Annotated in this window: 16 protein-coding genes; 10 read left to right on the top strand and 6 right to left on the bottom strand. The window is 62.5% G+C overall.

The window, feature by feature from the left end:
* From livM to EET67_RS06090, 7 genes are all read left to right on the top strand, one after another.
* A complete protein-coding gene (gene livM, locus EET67_RS06120; protein ID WP_128625344.1) occupies positions 1-1,389 on the top strand; it encodes a high-affinity branched-chain amino acid ABC transporter permease LivM in 1,389 nt (462 codons plus the stop codon).
* Positions 1,389-2,858, top strand: coding sequence for an ATP-binding cassette domain-containing protein (locus EET67_RS06115; protein ID WP_128625343.1), 1,470 nt, complete (start codon positions 1,389-1,391; stop codon positions 2,856-2,858). Before livM ends, EET67_RS06115 begins: the two co-directional genes overlap by 1 nt.
* Positions 2,858-3,586, top strand: coding sequence for an ABC transporter ATP-binding protein (locus EET67_RS06110; RefSeq protein WP_128625342.1), 729 nt, complete (start codon positions 2,858-2,860; stop codon positions 3,584-3,586). Before EET67_RS06115 ends, EET67_RS06110 begins: the two co-directional genes overlap by 1 nt.
* Before the next feature lie 175 nt (positions 3,587-3,761).
* Positions 3,762-4,109: a DUF6867 family protein gene (locus EET67_RS06105; protein ID WP_128625341.1), complete on the top strand. Its 348-nt coding sequence runs from the start codon at positions 3,762-3,764 to the stop codon at positions 4,107-4,109.
* A gap of 137 nt (positions 4,110-4,246) precedes the next feature.
* Positions 4,247-5,365: a branched-chain amino acid ABC transporter substrate-binding protein gene (locus tag EET67_RS06100; protein WP_128625340.1), complete on the top strand. Its 1,119-nt coding sequence runs from the start codon at positions 4,247-4,249 to the stop codon at positions 5,363-5,365.
* Positions 5,366-5,484: 119 nt separating this feature from the next.
* Positions 5,485-8,943: a pyruvate carboxylase gene (pyc, locus tag EET67_RS06095; RefSeq protein WP_128625339.1), complete on the top strand. Its 3,459-nt coding sequence runs from the start codon at positions 5,485-5,487 to the stop codon at positions 8,941-8,943.
* 158 nt (positions 8,944-9,101) lie between these two features.
* Positions 9,102-10,283 (top strand): MFS transporter, encoded by a 1,182-nt coding sequence (locus EET67_RS06090; RefSeq protein WP_128625338.1) that lies wholly within the window; start codon positions 9,102-9,104, stop codon positions 10,281-10,283.
* Positions 10,284-10,305: 22 nt separating this feature from the next.
* On the opposite strand, the gene EET67_RS06085 is transcribed toward EET67_RS06090, so the two are convergent.
* From EET67_RS06085 to EET67_RS06070, 4 genes are all read right to left on the bottom strand, one after another.
* Positions 10,306-10,464 carry a DUF3309 family protein gene (locus EET67_RS06085; RefSeq protein ID WP_128625337.1) on the bottom strand — a complete coding sequence of 53 codons (159 nt, stop codon included), beginning with the start codon at positions 10,462-10,464 and terminating at the stop codon, positions 10,306-10,308.
* Between the two features lie 104 nt (positions 10,465-10,568).
* Positions 10,569-13,739, bottom strand: a complete 3,171-nt coding sequence (locus EET67_RS06080; protein ID WP_128625336.1) for an efflux RND transporter permease subunit — start codon at positions 13,737-13,739, stop codon at positions 10,569-10,571.
* 2 nt (positions 13,740-13,741) lie between these two features.
* Positions 13,742-14,872: an efflux RND transporter periplasmic adaptor subunit gene (locus EET67_RS06075; protein ID WP_128625335.1), complete on the bottom strand. Its 1,131-nt coding sequence runs from the start codon at positions 14,870-14,872 to the stop codon at positions 13,742-13,744.
* Positions 14,873-15,087: 215 nt separating this feature from the next.
* Positions 15,088-15,876, bottom strand: coding sequence for a 3-hydroxybutyrate dehydrogenase (locus EET67_RS06070; protein ID WP_210211095.1), 789 nt, complete (start codon positions 15,874-15,876; stop codon positions 15,088-15,090).
* 209 nt (positions 15,877-16,085) lie between these two features.
* Here EET67_RS06070 and EET67_RS06065 point away from each other — a divergent pair, with 209 nt between their 5' ends.
* The 3 genes from EET67_RS06065 (at position 16,086) to EET67_RS06055 (ending at position 18,051) form a co-directional block, all read left to right on the top strand.
* A complete protein-coding gene (locus tag EET67_RS06065) occupies positions 16,086-16,529 on the top strand; it encodes a pseudoazurin (RefSeq protein ID WP_128625333.1) in 444 nt (147 codons plus the stop codon).
* 102 nt (positions 16,530-16,631) lie between these two features.
* Positions 16,632-17,837, top strand: coding sequence for an NnrS family protein (locus EET67_RS06060; RefSeq protein WP_128625332.1), 1,206 nt, complete (start codon positions 16,632-16,634; stop codon positions 17,835-17,837).
* A 19-nt stretch (positions 17,838-17,856) separates the two neighbouring features.
* Complete coding sequence (locus EET67_RS06055; RefSeq protein WP_128625331.1) at positions 17,857-18,051, top strand: hypothetical protein; 195 nt, start codon at positions 17,857-17,859, stop codon at positions 18,049-18,051.
* Between the two features lie 10 nt (positions 18,052-18,061).
* Here the strand turns inward: EET67_RS06055 and EET67_RS06050 are convergent, their stop codons facing one another.
* Positions 18,062-18,943, bottom strand: a complete 882-nt coding sequence (locus EET67_RS06050) for an SUMF1/EgtB/PvdO family nonheme iron enzyme (RefSeq protein WP_128625330.1) — start codon at positions 18,941-18,943, stop codon at positions 18,062-18,064.
* A 126-nt stretch (positions 18,944-19,069) separates the two neighbouring features.
* On the bottom strand, positions 19,070-20,176 hold the full coding sequence (nirK, locus tag EET67_RS06045) for a copper-containing nitrite reductase (RefSeq protein ID WP_128625329.1): 1,107 nt from the start codon (positions 20,174-20,176) through the stop codon (positions 19,070-19,072).
* Between the last annotated feature and the right edge of the window lie 15 nt (positions 20,177-20,191).

The following is a 20,191-nucleotide window of genomic DNA, read 5'->3' as shown; positions in this document are numbered from 1 at the left end:
ATGGAACGAACCATTTCCAGGAACTCGGGCGAATCCAGCCTTTTCGCCGCAGCCATTCGCGAGTCGCTGTTTGCCGGCCTGATCTCGCTTGGCCTGTTCATCATGCTGGTCGGTCTCAAGACTGACCAGAACATCCGCAACGAGCTGGTGATCGAACAGCGCTGGGGGCTGCTGGCCTCGCTGGTCGCGCTCACCATGGTCGGCCGCTTCCTCTACGTGCTGTTCGTGCGTCCGGCGCTGGAGCGCCGTAAACTCCAAAAGGCGCGTGTCGCGCCCAAGGCCGCCGAGAAGAGCTATCTGGCGCGCAACTGGACCAAGTTCGCGGTGCTGTTCCTGTTCATCTACCCCGTCCTGATGGTGCTGATGTTCGGCCTGCAGGGCTCGCTGAAATGGGTGGACAATTTCGGCATCCAGGTCCTGATCTATGTGATGCTGGCCTGGGGCTTGAACATCGTGGTCGGCCTGGCCGGCCTGCTCGATCTCGGCTACGTCGCCTTCTACGCGGTCGGCGCCTACAGCTACGCGCTGCTTGGCACCCAGTTCGGCTGGTCATTCTGGATATTGCTGCCGGCCGCCGGCCTGATGGCTGCCTTCTGGGGCGTCATCCTCGGCTTTCCGGTGCTGCGCCTGCGCGGCGACTATCTGGCGATCGTGACGCTCGCCTTCGGTGAGATCATCCGCCTGGTGATCATCAACTGGCGTGAGGTTACCAATGGCGCAGCCGGCGTCTCGGGCATCCCGAAAGTGACGTTTTTCGGCCTGTTCGATTTCAACATCTCATCGCCCTATTACATCGCCAAGGTGTTCGACATCGCCCAGTCGGGTGTCTACTACAAGATATTCCTCTATTACCTCATCCTTCTACTGGCGCTGCTGACAGCTTTCGTCACCATCCGTCTGCGCCGCCTGCCCGTGGGCCGTGCCTGGGAAGCTTTGCGCGAGGACGAAATCGCCTGCCGCTCGCTGGGCATCAACACCACCAACACCAAGCTGACGGCCTTTGCCATCGGCGCCATGTTCGGCGGTTTCGCCGGCGCCTTCTTTGCCGCGCGCCAGGGCTTCGTCAGCCCCGAATCCTTCGTCTTCCTCGAATCGGCGATCATCGTCGCCATTGTGGTGCTCGGCGGCATGGGGTCCCTGACGGGCATCGCCATTGCAGCCCTCGTCACTATCGGCGGCACGGAAATCCTGCGCGAAATGCAGTTCCTGAAGGTCATTTTCGGACCTGACTTCACGCCGGAACTTTATCGCATGCTGCTGTTCGGCATCGCCATGGTCATCGTGATGGTCTGGAAGCCGCGAGGCTTTGTCTCCAGCCGCGAACCGACCGCCTTCCTGCACGAACGAAAAGCCGTATCCAGTGCCTTCACCAAAGAGGGGCACGGCTGATGACAACGGGGACTGATATGAACAAGCCGATCCTCGAGGTCGAGCATCTGTCGATGAAGTTCGGCGGGCTGGTCGCGATCGGCGACCTGTCCTTCCAGGCCAAGCGCGGCGAGATCACCGCGCTGATCGGACCGAACGGTGCGGGCAAGACAACTGTGTTCAACTGCATCACCGGCTTCTACAAGCCGACCGAAGGCATGATCCGGTTGAATGGCCGCAACGGCAACGAATTCCTGCTGGAGCGTATGCCGGATTTCCGCATCACCGCGAAGGCCAAGGTTGCCCGAACGTTCCAGAACATTCGCCTGTTCTCAGGCATGACGCTCTTGGAAAACCTGCTGGTTGCGCAGCACAACAAGCTGATGCGGGCCTCTGGCTTCACGCTGCTCGGCCTGTTCGGCATCGGCGGATACCATTCCGCCTCCGCCCAATCGATCGAACTGGCGAAATTCTGGCTTGAGAAGGCCGATCTGATCGATCGCGCAGACGATCCGGCAGGCGACCTGCCCTATGGTGCTCAGCGGCGGCTCGAAATCGCCCGCGCCATGTGCACCGAGCCGGACCTTTTGTGCCTCGACGAGCCGGCCGCCGGCCTCAACCCCAAGGAGTCGCTGGCCCTCAACACGCTCCTCAACGACATCAAGGACAACAGCGGCACCTCCATCCTGCTGATCGAGCATGACATGTCGGTGGTCATGCAGATATCCGACCATGTCGTGGTGCTCGAATATGGCCGCAAGATTTCCGACGGAAACCCGGAAACGGTGCGAGCCGACCCGAAGGTCATCGCCGCTTATCTCGGCGTCGACGACGAGGAGGTCGAGACCGTGCTGACCGAGGTGGGCGACGAGCAGGTCATCCATGAACTCGACGCCGAGCCGGACCCCGAGCACGGGCCTTCCGCCTCTTCTTCGCTCATGGCCGGGCCGATCAGCGACACGATCGGCCACAGCAACGGCCACGGCGAACTCGTGCGGGTAACCCCCGGCGCATCCAAGGCAGAGCAGGTGGAAAAACAGGCGGCAAAGGCTGCGGCTGCCCCATCGGCTGCTCCCGCAATGAAAAAGGCCCCTTCCCCGAAACCGGCAGCGAAATCGGCGACGGCCAAGGCCGCGCCGGCAGCAAAGCCGGCCGCACCTGCCAGACAGCCGAAGGCTGCTTCTGTGAAAGCCGCCGCAAAACCGTCAGACGAGCCGAAAAAACTGTCCAACACCCTTTCGGCGCCGCGCGGCGGGGTGCCGGACCAGCTCACCCAGATCAAGGGCATCGGTCCGGTGAACCAGCGCAAGCTCAATGAGCACGGCATCTTCCACTTCGATCAGATCGCAGCCTGGAAGAAAGCCGATGTCGCCGCCGCAGAGGCCTATCTGGCTTTTGACGGGCGCATTGCGCGTGAGGATTGGGTCGGGCAAGCCAAGACACTGGCCAAGGCGGCGGCAAAGGCCGCCAAGAGCGGAGGGCGTAAATAATGGCCGCAAAGCCTTTGCTCCAGGTCGAGGTAGTCGAGACCTATTACGGCAATATCCGCGCCCTGGGCGGCGTCGATGTAGCCGTCAATGAGGGCGAGATCGTCGCGCTGATCGGCGCCAATGGTGCCGGCAAGTCGACATTGATGATGACGATCTTCGGCAACCCGCGCGCACGCGCCGGCACCATCACCTTTGCCGGCACGGACATCACCCACATGCCGACGCATGAGATTGCACGGCTGCGGATTGCCCAGTCACCGGAAGGACGCCGCATTTTCCCGCGCATGACGGTGCTGGAAAATCTGCAGATGGGCGCGAGCCTGGACAATCTGCAATATTTCGATGAGGACGTGGAAAAGGTCTTCACACTGTTTCCCCGCCTCAAGGAGCGCATGTCCCAGCGCGGCGGCACGCTCTCGGGCGGCGAACAGCAGATGCTGTCGATCGGGCGCGCGCTGATGGCGCGGCCCAAGCTCCTGCTTCTGGACGAACCTTCGCTTGGCCTTGCGCCTCTCATCGTGCGCCAGATTTTCGATGCCATCCGCCAGCTCAACAAGACGGAAGGCCTTACCGTCTTCCTGGTCGAGCAGAATGCGTTCGGTGCACTGAAGCTGGCTGACCGGGGTTATGTCATGGTCAACGGGCGCGTGACCATGAGCGGGTCGGGCCGGGATTTGCTGGCCGATCCAGAAGTTCGTGCCGCCTATCTGGAAGGCGGGCGGCATTAGGCAACTGGCGGCCTCCATGTCGCGAGGCCGCATTGGAGCATGATCCCAAAGCGGGCCGATCTCATGCTCCCACGGAAAGAGCGGAGCGCGGTGACCCAGGCAACAGTCACTGCGCCGGAACATGACAAAAGGGTCGCAGGATCATCCTGTCAGGCCCCATCGGGAGGAGCATAAAATGCAGGGCATTCTGTACGAGGAACCGTCAATCTGGCAGTTCTTCTTCGTCACCTGCCTGCTTGGCGGCGGAGCGGCCTGGATGACCGGGCGCGCCTGCGCACAGACCTGGCGCAGCTATGTCAGCCTGGTGCTCTATCTGCTGTTGCTTGGCATCGCGGTGCGCTTCATCCATCACGCCCTGTTCAATGGCACGATGTTTTCGCTGCAATATTACATCGTCGACACCATCGTCCTTATGATCATCGGTTCGCTCGGCTTCCGTTACACACGAACGAACCAGATGGTCACGCAATATCACTGGCTTTACGAGCGGGCATCCCTGCTCAATTGGAAACCAAAGGGCTGATTTTCCTCCAAGTCACCGCTCCTGCTTAGGGCGTGACAAGTGTCGGAAAATCGGCAAACTGGCCTTCTGCGATTGGGGGTGGGCATCGCATGAAGACATCATTCACGCCTGCTCAGTTAGTCAATTGGGAGTGTTCTATGAAAAAATCACTGTTGTCTGCAGTTGCCCTCAGCGCAATGCTGGCATTCAGCGGCAGCGCCTGGGCTGACGTTATCGTCGGTGTAGGCGCCCCTATCACCGGTCCCAACGCCGCGTTCGGCGCCCAGATCCAGAAGGGAACGGAACAGGCCATCGCCGACATCAACGCGGCCGGCGGAATCAACGGCGAGCAACTGAAGCTCGTCATCGGCGACGACGTTTCCGATCCCAAGCAGGGCATTTCGGTTGCCAACAAGTTCGTGGCCGACGGCGTCAAGTTCGTCATCGGCCCCTATAACTCCGGCGTCGCCATCCCGACCTCGGAAGTCTATGCCGAGAACGGCATCCTGCAGATCACCCCCGCGGCGACCAACCCGGTCTATACCGAACGCGGCATGTGGAACACGATCCGCGTCTGCGGCCGTGACGACCAGCAGGGCATCATTGCCGGCGCCTATATCAAGGAGCATTTCCCCGACGCCAAGATCGCGGTGATCCACGATAAGACCCCCTATGGTCAGGGCCTTGCCGACGAGACCAAGAAGGCGCTGAACGGCGCGGGCGTCAACGAAGTCATGTATGAAGGCGTCAATATCGGCGACAAGGACTTCTCCGCGCTCATCGCCAAGATGAAGGATGCCGGCGTGACGCTCATCTATTGGGGCGGCCTGCACACCGAAGCCGGCCTGATCATGCGCCAGACCGCCGACCAGGGCCTGAAGGCCCAGTTCTTCTCGGGCGACGCGCTGGTCTCCAACGAACTGGCCTCCATCGCCGGCGACGCCGTCGAGGGTGCACTCAACACCTTCGGCCCGGACCCGCGCAAGAACCCGAACGCCGCCGAAATGGTCGAGAAGTTCCGCGCGGCCGGCTTCGAGCCGGAAGCCTACACGCTCTACGCCTATGCCTCCACGCAGGTCATGGCCCAGGCCGCCAACGCCGCCGGCTCCAACGACCCGCAAGAAGTGGCCAAGGCCATCCGCGAGAAGGGTCCGTTCAAGACCGTCCTGGGCGACCTCTCCTTCAACGAGAAGGGCGACCGCTCCGACGCCGACTATGTCGTCTACGAGTGGAAGAAGGGCGACGACGGCAAGTACAACTACAGCCAGATCGACTGATCCACGCTTCGATCAAACGATGCCCGGCGCTCGCGCCGGGCATTTTTATTTGCGTGGACGCGGTTCCGGCGCTAAGCAAGCGGGCCAATTTGCCTCCCCTTGCGTTACCGGAGACTGCTTTGCCGATTACGAAGATCCTCGTCGCCAACCGTTCTGAAATCGCTATCCGCGTTTTTCGCGCCGCCAATGAGCTCGGGCTCAAAACCGTGGCGATCTGGGCCGAGGAGGACAAATATTCGCTCCACCGCTTCAAGGCGGACGAGTCCTATCAGGTCGGACGCGGCCCCCATCTCGCCAAGGATATGGGGCCGATCGAGAGCTATTTGTCGATTGACGAGATCATGCGGGTGGCGAAGCTCTCGGGCGCGGACGCCATCCATCCAGGCTACGGCCTGCTGGCGGAAAGCCCGGAATTTGCCGAAGCCTGTGCCGAAAACGGCATCATCTTCATCGGGCCGAAAGCGGAGACGATGCGCCGGCTGGGCAACAAGGTGGCCGCACGCAACCTTGCTGTCGAAGTCGGCGTCCCGGTGGTGCCGGCAACCGGTCCCCTGCCTGACGACATCGAGGCCGTGAAGAAGCTCGCCGCTGACATCGGCTATCCCGTCATGCTCAAGGCCTCATGGGGCGGCGGCGGACGCGGCATGCGCGCCATCCGATCGGAAGCCGACCTTGCCCGCGAGGTGACCGAGGGCAAGCGCGAAGCCAAGGCCGCCTTCGGCAAGGACGAGGTCTATCTGGAAAAGCTCGTCGAGCGTGCCCGCCATGTCGAGGTGCAGTTGCTCGGCGATGGCCAGGGCAATGTCGTGCATCTGTTCGAGCGTGATTGCTCCATTCAGCGCCGCAACCAGAAGGTGGTGGAGCGCGCGCCCGCTCCCTATCTCAGCGAAGCCCTGCGCCAGGAATTGTGTGGCCATGCGCTGAAGATCGGTCTGGAGACCAATTATATCGGCGCCGGCACGGTGGAGTTCCTGCAGGATGCAGACACCGGCAAGTTCTACTTCATGGAGGTCAATCCGCGCATCCAGGTCGAGCACACGGTCACCGAGGAGGTGACGGGCATCGACATCGTCAAGGCGCAGATCCACATCCTCGACGGCCATGCCATCGGCACGCCGGAATCGGGTGTGCCGGCCCAGGCCGACATCAGGCTCAACGGTCACGCCCTGCAATGCCGCATCACCACCGAGGACCCAGAGCAGCATTTCATCCCGGACTATGGCCGTATCACCGGCTACCGCTCGGCCGCAGGCTTCGGCATCAGGCTGGACGGCGGCACCGCCTATACCGGTGCCATCATCACCCGCTTCTATGATCCGCTGCTGGTCAAGGTCACCGCTTCCGGCCGCTCGCCGGAAGAAGCCATCCAGCGCATGCACCGGGCGCTGCGTGAGTTCCGCATCCGCGGCGTATCGACGAACCTCACCTTCCTGGAAGCGATCATCACGCACCCGAAATTCAGGGACAATTCCTACACCACCAACTTCATCGACACGACGCCGGAACTGTTCACCCAGGTCAAGCGCCAGGACCGCGCCACCAAGCTGTTGACTTATCTCGCCGACGTCACCGTCAACGGCCACCCCGAAACACGCGACCGCGCCCTGCCGAATGCGGATGCCGCAGCACCCGTGATCCCCTGGTTCAGCGGTCCGATCCAGGACGGGACGAAGCAGCGTCTCGATGCGCTCGGCCCGCAGAAATTCGCTGCCTGGATGCGCGAGCAAAAAGAGGTGCTCGTCACCGACACCACCATGCGCGATGCTCACCAGTCGCTGCTGGCGACCCGCATGCGCACCTATGACATCGCCCGCATCGCTGGCACCTATGCGCGCGCGCTTCCACAGCTACTGTCGCTGGAATGCTGGGGCGGCGCCACTTTCGACGTCTCCATGCGCTTCCTGACCGAGGATCCCTGGGAGCGGCTGGCGCGAGTGCGCGAGGCGGCACCCAACATCCTGCTGCAGATGCTGCTGCGCGGCGCCAATGGCGTCGGCTACACCAACTATCCCGACAATGTGGTGCAGCATTTCGTCAAGCAGGCCGCTGCGGGCGGCATCGACCTGTTCCGTGTCTTCGACTGCCTCAACTGGGTAGAGAACATGCGGGTGGCGATGGATGCCGTCGCTGCGGAAGGCAAGCTGTGCGAAGCCGCCATGTGCTACACCGGCGACCTGCTCGACCCGGCGCGCTCCAAATATGACCTGAAATACTATGTCGGGCTGGCCAAGGAACTGGAAGCGGCAGGCGCGCATATCATCGCCGTCAAGGACATGGCCGGCCTGCTCAAGCCGGCAGCCGCGAAGGTGCTGTTCAAGGCGCTGCGCGAGGCGACCGACCTGCCCCTCCATTTCCACACGCATGACACGTCCGGCCTGTCGGCCGCGACCGTGCTGGCGGCGATCGAAAGCGGCGTCAGCGCCGTCGATGCGGCGATGGACGCCTTTTCCGGCGGCACCTCGCAGCCCTGCCTCGGCTCCATCGTCGAGGCGCTCAATGGCGACGAGCGCAGCCCCGGCCTCGATCCGGAATGGATCCGCCGCATTTCCTTCTATTGGGAGGCGGTGCGCAATCAATATGCCGCCTTCGAGAGCGATCTGAAGGGGCCGGCCTCGGAAGTCTATCTGCATGAGATGCCGGGTGGCCAGTTCACCAATCTGAAGGAACAGGCGCGTTCGCTCGGGCTGGAGACGCGCTGGCACGAAGTGGCTCAGGCCTATCACGACGTCAATCTGATGTTCGGCGACATCGTCAAGGTCACGCCGTCCTCCAAGGTGGTGGGTGACATGGCGCTGATGATGGTCAGCCAGGACCTGACGGTCGCCGACGTCGTCAACCCCGGCAAGGACATCGCCTTCCCCGATTCTGTCGTCTCGATGTTGCGCGGCGATCTCGGCCAGTCGCCCGGCGGCTGGCCCAAGGCGCTGCAGAAGAAGGCGCTGAAGGGCGAGAAGCCGATCACCGTGCGGCCGGGTTCGCTGCTGGCACCCGCCGATCTGAAGACTAGCCGCAAGGCGGTGGAAGAGAAGGTCGGCCGCGAGATCAACGAGTTCGAATTCGCCTCGTCGATGATGTATCCGAAGGTGTTCTCCGATTTCTGCAGCGCGCAGGAAAACTATGGTCCTGTCAGCGTCCTGCCCACGCCGGTCTATTTCTACGGCATGAAGCCGCAGGACGAGATCATGGTCGACATCGAGCGCGGCAAGACCCTGATCATCCGCTGCTTTGCGGTCAGCGACGTCGACGACAAGGGTATGGTCACCGTCTTCTTCGAACTCAACGGCCAACCCCGCCGCATCAAGGTGCCTGACCGGGCGCATGGCGCGTCGGCATCGAAGGCAAGGCGCAAGGCCGAACCCGGCAATGACGCCCATATCGGAGCACCGATGCCCGGCGTGGTTTCGACGTTGGCAGTGGCAACCGGACAGAGCGTCAAGGCCGGCGACGTCTTGCTGTCGATCGAGGCCATGAAGATGGAAACCGCCCTTCATGCCGAGCGTGACGGCACCATCGCCGAAGTGCTGGTGAAATCGGGCGACCAGATCGATGCCAAGGACCTGCTGATCGTCTTTGGCTGAACTGTTCCCTGGACGGGCGGGAAAGGCTCCCGCCCGCCTGCCAGTCAGGGAAAGGCAAGTCCGCGGCTGCACCTCAACTTTCGGCCGCTGGCTGCTTGACAGGCGATTGAACCGATTTAGCTTCCGCCGCGTACTGAAACCCGGATGCGGACCGTTTCATGGATGCGACTAACAAGATTGCCGTGGCACGGCGGGGCCGCTGGGCGGTCGCAGCGATGTTCTTTGCCAACGGCTTCCTGACCGGCAGCTGGGCGCCGCAGATACCGGTGCTTCTGACCCGGCTTGGCGTCAGCGAATTCACGCTCGGCCTGCTCATTCTCGCCTTCGGCCTCGGCGCGCTTTCGGCGATGCCTTGGTGCGGCTATCTCGTCGGGCGCCACGGCTCGCATCTGGTTCTGCGGGTCTTCGCGCCTGCGGCCACGCTCGGCCTTCTCGCGGTGGCGCTTGCTCCCAATGTCGCGGTCGCAGCGCTTGCCATGTATGCCTTCGGCGGCGTCATCGGCGGCATGGACGTCACCATGAATGCCAATGCGGTGGCGGTCGAACGAAAATTGTCGCGCGCAATCATGTCGTCATCGCATGGCTTCTGGAGCCTCGGCGGCTTCGCCGGCGGCGGGCTCGGCGGCATCGCCATCCAGAATTACGGGCATTTAGCCCATGCCGTGGCGGTAACGATCGTCGCAGCGGTAATCGTAGCGCCGGCGCTTCGCCATCTGGTCGCCGAGGACAAGCCTATCGTGCATAGGAAACGAAAATTCGCTCTGCCCGACAATCCGATGATCTATCTGATTGGGCTCATCGCCCTGTTTTCGATGGTCCCGGAAGGAACGGTGCTGGATTGGGCCGCGCTCTATCTGCGCCAGGAACGTGGCGCCGACCTTGCGACCGCCGGCTTCGCCTTTGCCGGCTTCTCGGCGACCATGGCCTGCATGCGCTTTCTGGGCGATGGCGTACGCAACCGGTTCGGCGCTGTGCGCATCTTGCGGATTTCAAGCCTGATCGCGGCGGCCGGCATGCTGACCGCCGGTCTCTCCACGTCGCCATGGCTGGCGATAGCCGCCTTCACCTTCGCCGGGCTCGGCATCGCCAATATGGTTCCCATCGCCTTTTCCGCGGCCGGTAATCAGAAGGGCATGTCGGCGGGTGCCGGCATGAGCGTGGTCACCGTCATGGGCTATTCGGGGATTCTTGTTGCCCCTTCGGCGATAGGGTTCATCGGCGAGCACACAGGCTTTGCGCCGGTGTTCGTCGCCATCTCGCTATTGCTGGTTATCGTCTGCCTGATGGCCGGGATGGCACGCAGCGCCGATTTCGCGTCGTCACCAGCCACCGCCGAATAGCCAAAACGTGCTACGATCGCTTCTAGATCCGCCCCATCAGGAGCAGCACCAAAAGCACGATCACGACGATGCCGACGATACCCGAGGGGCCATAACCCCAGTTACGCGAATGTGGCCAGGCAGGAACCGCGCCGATCAGGATCAGGATCAGGATGATGATCAAAAGTGTTGTCAGGGTCATTGAGCAGTCCCTCGCGTAAGATGCTGTAATAACCTGACAATGCACAATCCTCGGCTGTTGTTCCCGAGATGCGAAGATTCCGGGCGAAAACGGATCGTTGGCAGCTATTCAGCCGCCTTGGGATAGGAAATCGCTTCAGCAGCCGCCTCAGGCTTCTGCGTAGGTGTCTCCGGCGGCATCGCCTTCTTGCCTCGCCTGAACAGGCGGCTCACCCAACTGCCCTTGCTGTGCTTTGCGCGCGTGAACACCATCAGCATCGACGGCGTGACGATCAGCGTCAGTACGGTGGCGAAGGACAGGCCGAAGACGATCGCCGAGGACAGTGAAATCCACCATTGCGTCGAGGGCGCATTGATCGTCGTCTCGTGATGGAAGATTTCTAGGCCAAGCCCGAAGGCAATGGGGAGAACGCCGAGGATCGCCGAAACCGCCGTCAGCACCACGGGGCGTGCCCGCTCGCGGCAGGTCTGCAGCACGGCTTCCGTCTTGTCCCAGCCCTCTTCGCGCAGCCTGTCATAGGTATCGATCAGCACGATATTGTTGTTCACCACCACGCCCGCCAGCGCAATCACGCCGATGCCCGACATGACGATGCCGAAGGTTTCGCCGGTGACCAGCAGGCCGAGGAACACGCCGATCGTCGCCATGACCACGCAGGACAGCACCAGCCACACGCTGGTGAAACTGTTGAACTGCGACAAAAGCACAATGAAGATGAGGAATATGGCCGCGCCGAAAGCCTTGCTCAGGAAGGCGCTTGCCTCCGCGCTGTCCTCATTGGAGCCGGCAAGCTTCCAGCGTATCCCGTTGCCGAGATCCATTTCGCTGACCTGCCTGGAGACTTCCTGCTGCACGGCCGCCACCTGCTTGTCGGCGGCGACATTCGCCTGCACCACCACCGTGCGCGCACCGTCGATACGGTTGAGCGTGCCAACCCGCGGTTCTGCCTTGCGCCGGACGAAATTGGAGATCGGCACCGCGCCCTGGCTGGTCTGCACACGCAACTGGTCCAGCGTCGACAGCGTGCGCTGGTCCTCTGGCAGGCGCAGCCTTATGTCGACGGCATCGTCTGCCCCGGCGGGCCGATACTCGGAAAGCTTCAGGCCGGTGGTGACCAGTTGCACCACGGTGCCGACGGAAGTCGGGCTGATGCCATATTGCGCTGCCTTGGCGCGGTCGACATCGAGCGCCCAGTCGACACCGGGCGGCGGCAGCCCGTCGGAAACGTCGATGACGCCCGGAATGGTGGCGATATGCGCGGCAACCTCGCGAGCCTTGTCATTGAGGCCGGCGGGATCGGCTGCCGACAGCCTGATCTGGATCGGCTTGCCGGTCGGAGGGCCGGCTTCCGGAACGCGCACCTCCACGTCTATGCCGGGAAGGCCGGCCATCACCTTGCGCAGATCGTCGAGAATCTGATTGGCGGACTTGCGCTCGCGCCAGTCCACGAACTCATATTGGATGACGCCGACCACATCCTCGGGAATGTCGGCGCCGCCACCCTGCGTCTTGCCCACGCGCGTATAGACCGACTTCACGCCGGGCCATCCAAGCAGCCGCTTTTCGGCTTCCTTCGTTGCAGCGTCCATCTCGGCCAGCGAAAGATTGCCGCGTGCATGCACGTAGAGCAGGCCGTAATCGGGCTCCACATTGGGGAAGAATTCGACTCCTGCGCCGAACTTGCTGTAGGAAAACTGCACGCCGACCAGAAGGACCACGGTAAGCACCAGCACCGTCTTGGGGAAGCGCACGGCCTGCTTGACCAGCCCCATATACCAGCCGTCGCGATGGTCGTCTTCGTGATGCTCGGGCGCCTTGGCGAAGATCGCTCCCAGCGTGGGGGCAAAGATCAGCGCATAGAGCATGGAAGCGGCCAGCGTCACGATGAGCGTGATCGGCAGATATTTCATGAAGTCGCCGATGATGCCGGGCCAGAACAGCAGCGGCGAGAAGGCGGCGATGCGCGTCATGGTTGCCGCAATGACCGGACCTGCCATGCGCCGTGCGGCAAGCGCAAAGGCTTCCTCCTTGGGCATGCCTTCGCTCATGCGCCGTTCTGCGAACTCGGTGACGATGATAGCGTCATCAACCAGCATGCCTACTGCCAGGATGAGGCTGAACAGCACGATCATGTTGATCGTGTAGCCCATCAGGCCCAGCATCAGGATGCCGATCAGGAAGGAGGACGGGATCGCCAGCCCGATCAGCAGCGAGGCGCGACCCGACAGCGCATAGAGGATGACGATGAACACCAGGATGACCGCAATCATCACATGGTTCTGCAGGTCGGCGAGGAGCTGATTGACGAAGACCGACTTGTCTTGCGTGTAGGTCACCTCCATGCCCTCGGGCATGGTCTTGACGAAATTGTCGGCGACCGTCTTCACCTGCGCGATCGTGTCGATAAGGTTTGCGCCGATACGCTTCTTCACCTCGATGGCGATGGCCGGCTTGCCATCCAACCGCGTGACCGTTTCGGCGTCCTTGAAGGTCGAGCGGACCGTCGCGATGTCCTTGGCCTGCACGACGGCATTGGGGCCGGTCACCACGGGAAGGTCGGCAATATCCTCCGGCGTCTCGATCAGCGATGGTACCTTGACCGCATATTTGCCTTGCGACCCCTCAAGGTTGCCGGCCGCCACCAGATTGTTCGACGCTGCCACACCTCGGATCAACTCGTCGAGCTGCAGCCCGTAGGACGACAGTTTCACCGGATCGATGACGACCTCGACCAGATCGTCTCGCGCGCCCTGGAGCGCGCCTTCCAGAACGCCCGGCACCTCCTCGATGCGGTCGCGCAATTCGCGCGCCGCCGCCGTCAGCCCGCGCTCCGGCAGATGGCCCGAAAGCGTCACCACCAGAACCGGAAATTCCGAGATATTGACCTCGGTGACTGTCGGCTCCTCGGCCGCCTGCGGCAGGTCAGCCTTGGCGTCCTGCACCTTGGAGCGTGTATCCTGCAAGGCCGAGGCAAGATCGACCGATGGCTCGAATTCGACCAGCACATAACCGCCGCCCTGGAAGGCGGCCGAGCGCATTTCCTTCAGACCCTTGAGATTCTTCAGCTTGGTTTCCATCGGCCTGAGCAGCAGGCGTTCGGCATCCTCAGGCGAAATCCCCTGATAGGCGAGACTGACATACATCATCGGGATGGGAACGTCTGGCTCGGCCTCCTTGGGCAGAGACTGATAGGCGACAGCCCCTGCCAGGACGAGAAACAGCAGGATGGAGATGGTGAGCCGCGCGTTGCGGATCGCAAGCTTGACGATATCCATGTCTATTGCGCCCCGGAATTCGCCTCGCCCGCCAGCTTCCTGATCGTTTCCGGATCGGCCACGACAGGCTCGACCACATCGCCTTCCGACACCAGTTCCTGGCCAGATACGATCACCCGGGCATCAGCCGGAATGCCTGCAAGCACCAGGCCGGCCGCCGTGTCGTCGATCAGGTCGATCGGGAAGAAAACCACTCTGTTATTCTTGTCGGCGGCCCGGATTCCGAGGTCGCCCGCCTCACTCAATGTCACCACCGAGCGCGGCAGCACCACCGAATCCGCCGGTTTGGCGCGCACGGTGATCTCTGCCGTCATGCCAGCCGGAATGAGGCGCTGTGCATTCGGAACGGCGACTTCCAGGCGGAACGTCCGCGTCGCGCTGGAGGCCTCGCGGCTGATATAGCGGATAGTTCCCTTGACCGTATCGCCGCTGACCAGTCGGACATCCGCCGTATCGCCGATCTTGACGTAACGCAGGTCGCGCTCGCTGATCTCGCCCTTGGCTATGATCGGATCGAGGCTGAGGATGGTGGCGACCTCGCCGCCGGCCATGATCGCACTGCCGAGTTCGACGGGCACACGATCGACAATGCCGTCGAACGGTGCCTTGATCTGATTGCGCGCCAGTTCGGCCTGGGCGGTCTCCAGTTGCGATTTCGCCAGCGCCAGCGCCGAGCGGGCAATATCGGCCTGCAGCTTCGGCGAATTACCGCTCTCGACCAGCCGCTGCGACGCGGCGGCTTCCGCCTCGCGCTGTATCAGCACCTGGCGCGCTGTCTCGACGGCGGCGGCTTTCTCCTCGGCATCCAGCATCAGCACGAGATCGCCCGCCTTGACGCGCTGCCCCTGCTTGACCGGCAGTTCGGCAATGACACCGCCGACGCGCGTGGCGAGCACAGCGCGCTTGTCGGCCTCGGTCACGCCGGAAATGCGGATCGCGCGGGCATGGCTGACGCGCGGCGGCGTCACCACGGCAACGCTCCGGGCCGGGGGCTTGGGCTGTTCGGCTGCTGCCGGCGCCTTGGCGTCAGTCGCCGCGCTCCCGACCGAGGAAAACTTGCCGGTTCCCATCCAGGCCGCGAAGCCGACGAGCACGATCAGAGCGGCGAGCTTGTGGAGCCTGAACTTTCGCATGAATGCTTCCAATGCAAGGGTCCTGGCTGGACCGGCGTGGCTGGCGCATTTCGATATGGGTGCGCAGATCGCGAATTCAATCGGTTTGTTTGGATCAAACCACATTCAGGCGGCGTTCTACAGCAAAGTCGGTCCGCTAAACAGTCACAAAAATTCATCGACCGACCAATCCTGACAATAGGTTGTCAGCAGCGGGGTCGATACACGTCTGCCGATCAGGCTGCCGTCCAGCCACCATCCACGGAAATATGCGTGCCATTGATCTGGGCCGCGGCCGGCGAACACAGGAAGACGACCGTGGCCCCGATCTGCTCCACAGTGGCGAATTCACGGCTCGGCTGCCGGTTCAGCATCACTTCGCGGATCACCGTTTCCCGGTCCATCCCATGCGCCTTCATCTGGTCTGGAATCTGTGCCTCCACCAGGGGCGTCAGCACATAGCCCGGACATACCGCGTTGCAGGTGATGCCATGCGTGGCGACTTCCAGTGCCACGGTCTTGGTCAGTCCCATGATGCCGTGCTTGGCCGCGACATAGGCGGATTTGAACGGCGAGGCGACAAGGCCATGCGCGGACGCGATGTTGACGATACGGCCGGACCCGGCCGTCTTCATCAGCGGGATCGCGGCTGCGATGGTGTGGAAGGCCGACGACAGGTTGATGGCGATGATAGCATCCCACTTCGCGACGGGAAGCTCCTCGATCGGCGCGACATGCTGGATGCCGGCATTATTGACCAGTATGTCGACCGAGCCGAATGTCCCGGCAGCCTTTTCCACCAGCGCGCGGCACTCGTCAGGCCTGGCCATATCGGCCTTGAGATAGACCGCCTCGACCCCATGCCGGCCTGCGATCTTCCCGGCGATGCTCTTGTCCTGCTCCGTGTCGGTGAAGGAATTGACGACGATGTTGCAGCCATCCGCCGCAAGCGCATTGGCGATTGCCAATCCGATGCCTGAAGTCGAGCCGGTGATGATTGCTGTTCTGGTGCTGGCCATGTCCATGCCCCTGTCCGTGACGGTGCCTCCCCTTGTTATATTGCATTGCAACAAACTTGCGAAGGGCTTGCCGCCGCTCTGCGATCAAGTGTTAGCATCGGCGCAACAGGGCTTTCTGGGTTGAGTTTGCGCCAGCGCAAATTCTGGCTCCAACCGAGCCGCTAAACAGCGGCGACGGAGGATGAAACTTGCCAAAGCAGAAAGGATGACCCCCGATGAAACCCGCAATTCACGCCCTCGCCATTCTCGCCCTTTGTGCCTTCACCGGCGCGGCGACCGCGGCGGAGCATGTGGTCGAAATGCTGAACAAGGGGGAGAAGGGCGCCATGGTGTTCCAGCCTGATTTCGTGAAGGCTGCGCCGGGCGACACGATCAAATTCGTGCCCACCGACAAGTCGCACAATGCCGAGACCATCAAGGGCATGATCCCGGAAGGCGCCGAGGCCTTCAAGGGCAAGATGAACGAAGAAGTGGTGGTGACCCTCGACAAGGAGGGTGTCTACGGAGTGAAATGCGCGCCGCATTACGGCATGGGTATGGTTGCCCTGGTCGTCGCCGGCCAACCGGCCAATTCTGAAGAGGCCGGCGCGGTGAAACAGACAGGCAAGGCGAAGAAGGTTTTCGCCGACCTGTTTGCGCAGGTCGCAGCCGCCCAATAGGCGCTGCGGCCCCCTCTGAGCCGCGTCCAGGGATAGGATGGCGGCAGGCCGGGCGAGTCGGGGGCTCGCCCGGTTATCCTTGTTTGTGGAAGGCACTCGACAATGGCAATCCCGCGACTTCGCGACTACACCGGTCCGGCCATTCTATGCTATGGCTTTCGGCCATTCTTCCTGCTTGGCGCAGCCTATGCCGGCCTGTCGATCCTGTTCTGGATTCCGGCCTATATGGGCCATATCGAAACTTTCAGCGCCTTCGCGCCGGTGGACTGGCACATCCATGAAATGCTGTTCGGCTATCTCACAGCAATCATCACCGGCTTCCTGCTCACCGCCATTCCCAACTGGACGGGCCGCCTGCCCGTTCTGGGCCTGCCGCTGCTGGTATTGATAGTCATCTGGATCGCCGGGCGCTTCGCGGTGTTCTTCTCCGCTTCGATCGGCTGGCAGGTGGCTGCCGTCATCGATGCCGCCTTTCTGGCGGCGGTGGCGGTGGCTGCGGCCCGGGAAATCATCGCGGGCAAGAACTGGCGCAATCTGAAGGTCCTCATCCCCGTCGCCATCCTGCTCATCGCCAATATCTGCTTCCACATCGAGTCTCACGCAGCAGGCCTGTCCGACATCAGCCGCCGCTTAGGCATGGCTGCCGCCATCGTGCTGATCATGATCATCGGCGGCCGGATCATTCCAAGCTTCACCCGCAACTGGCTGGTCCGGGAAAATCCTGGCCGGCTGCCGATCCCCTTCAATCGCTTCGACGGCGCGGCAATCGCCATTTCCGCCGTCGCGCTGGCGAGTTGGTGCTTCCTGCCCGACCATGCCGGCACTGCGGCGGCGCTGAGCCTTGCGGCTCTGTTTCAGGCGCTGCGCCTTGCCCGTTGGGCCGGCGACCGAACATTTTCCGATCCGCTCGTCCTCATTCTCCACATCGCCTATGCCTTCGTGCCGATCGGGCTTGCCCTGCTTTCACTCTCCATATTCATTCCCGAAACCGTGCCATTGGCCGCCGCCTATCATGCGCTTGGCGGCGGGGCGATCGGCGCCATGACGCTTTCGGTCATGACCCGCGCCACGCTCGGCCATACCGGGCGCGACCTCAAGGCGGATACCTCGACCTGCATCATCTATGTCGCCGTGGTTCTGGGCGCGTTGACACGCATCATCGCTGCCTTTCTCCCCGCGGAAACGACCCTGCTGCATGTGGCGGCAACATCGTGGTCGGGAGCCTTCCTCTACTATGCGCTGTATTATGGCGGCATGCTGGTCCGGCCGCGCCTGAAGGCGCGCCAGCCGAATCCAAGCCCGTCGTGATCGCCAGGAGTGAGCAGCAATGAGCGCACGCCAGGACGAAGCTCATCAGAAGCGGATCGAGGAAATTGCCCGCGCAGCCTATGACCGCTGCCACCCGCAAGACAGTTTCAAGGATCTGAAACACCGCGCCGGCTTCTCCAAGGAAGACCGCATGCTGCTGCGCGACTGGCTTGCCGCGGCGAGTGCGCAATTGTCGAACGGCAAGCACCGGTAGATCCGGTAGATCAGGAAGCGATCCAGCCGCCACGGAACCACCGCGCCATGCGCATGCCGAGCGAATTATCGCGCACCAGCCGGAAACCGAGATTGTCGGGCGGCAAGCCCACCGCGCAGCCGCCGCTCTTGCCATCGCGGATGAAGTTGGACATGTAGGTGCGGTGGAAACCCTGGACCACACGCACGCCGCAATTCTCGATGGCGCTCTCGATCGCCTTGCCGTCCGGTCCCAGCGTCACCCGCATATAGCAGCTCGAGGTCCACTCCCAGATATTGCCGGCAAGATCGGCAACGCCCTTTTCATTGACGCCGAATGATCCGGCCGGCTTGGGCTGCGGATCGGGCTTGCGTGCCAGATCGACCTCGCGCCGGTAGCTTGAAAGCCAGCCGCGCGCCGGATTTGCCGTATCCACTTCGAGCGGCTCTATATCGCCTCTGAACCTGGAACCGGCGGCAAAGGCCCATTCCTCATCGGTCGGAAGCCGCCAGTCCTCTCCGGTCGCCTCGGAATACCACTTCGCATAGGCCAGGGCGTCGCGGTAGCTGACGCCGGTCACCGGCACCTCGCCAGCTTCGCGCGCATCTGCCGGCTTGCACGCGCCCGCCGCGACACAGCGCGCGTAATCGTCGAGCCGGACCTGATATTTCATGATCTCCAGCGGGCGACGGATGCGGACCGGCACGCGCGGCGCTGCCGCCGGGCGGCTGTCCTGCAGGAACTCGCCCGGCTGCATATGCGTGAACGAGCCCGGCTCGATCCGCACCGTTTCCGCCATCCGCACGCGCGGATCGGCAGGAAGCTGCATGCCTTGCGAAAGGCCGATCAGCGCGGTGGGGATGGCAAGGGCTACGAGAGCAACGCCGGCGAGCTTGGTCGTTGTGGGCTTCATTCCAGCTCTCCTTGGAGGAGCATGACCCGAAAACCGGTTTCGACTTTTCGGCATCATGCTTGAATGAAAAAGCGGCCTGGCGGAGGTTTCCGACAGGCCGCTCGCGTCTTTCCTGATTGATCGCCTCTAGTTGGTGGCGATCGGCCTCGGCGCGTCGACCTGCGTCATCAGATCGTCGTTCCACTCACCCTCGACGGTGAAGTGAGCCGTCGCCCCAAGTTCCGCCGCCTCGATCAGGTTGTGGTTGACATAGGCATACACACCCGGCTGCAGGAAAGTGTAGAGCGCCGCCGCCGCAGATCCGCCGCGCACGAACCAGGTCTCCAGATCCTTGGCGGGCGGGTTGGCGAACTTGCCCTCTTCCCAAACATAGTCGCCATGTCCGCCGATCAGATGCGGCCGCGTATCGCGATTGGCCTGAGAATGGACGATCAGCACGGTCTCGCCGACCTTCGCCTTCATCGCATTCTCGCCGGTCAAAGCGCCAACCTTGCCGTTGAACACGACATGGGTGGGAACCAGCCCGCGCATCACCGCAAGCGTATCGTCATAGCTTTCGCCGAGCGATTCATAGGTCTTGAAGTTCCCGGCCTCGTCGCGGGGGATGTAGAACTCGTTTTCCCCGACATAGTAGATCCGGTCATAACGCACCGGCTCGCCCTTGTCGTTCTTGAGGCCCCCGCGCGGCAGCACCATCACGGTGCCGCTCATACCCGACACCACGTGCCACGGGATCATGCCTTCCGGCGCGCAGTGATAGACGAAGGTCCCGCTCCGCGTCGCCTTGAAGCGCAGCGTCACCTGCTCACCGGGATTAATGTGGGTCAGCGCCCCGCCGCCCAGCGCGCCCGTTGCCGCGTGGAAGTCGATATTATGCGGCATCTCGTTTGTCTCGGGATTGACCAGCGTCAGTTCGAGATAGTCGCCTTCATGGACCACCATCATCGGTCCGGGAATCGAGCCGTTGAAGGTCATGCCCCGCAAGGCGGTGCCCTCGTCATCGATGACGACCGGCTTTTCCTCGATCTTCATGGTGAATTCGACGATCTTGGGTCCGCCTGTGGCGACCTGCTCATGGTCATGCACGAAGGGTGGAGCAACGAGCGACACCTTCTGGCGGGGCAGCGCGCCGACATCGGCCTTCACCTCTGCCATAACCGGGGTTGCGGGTATCGCGGCCGCCGCGGCAGCCGCCCAGGCTGCTCCGATGAGGGCTTCGCGTCGCGTCAACATTTCGATCTCCTTTGA

This window comes from Borborobacter arsenicus, assembly GCF_003934165.1.
GTDB lineage: Bacteria > Pseudomonadota > Alphaproteobacteria > Rhizobiales > Rhizobiaceae > Pseudaminobacter > Pseudaminobacter arsenicus.
Note: the sequence above shows the minus strand (reverse complement) of the source record. Positions and strands in the feature narration are given on the sequence as shown.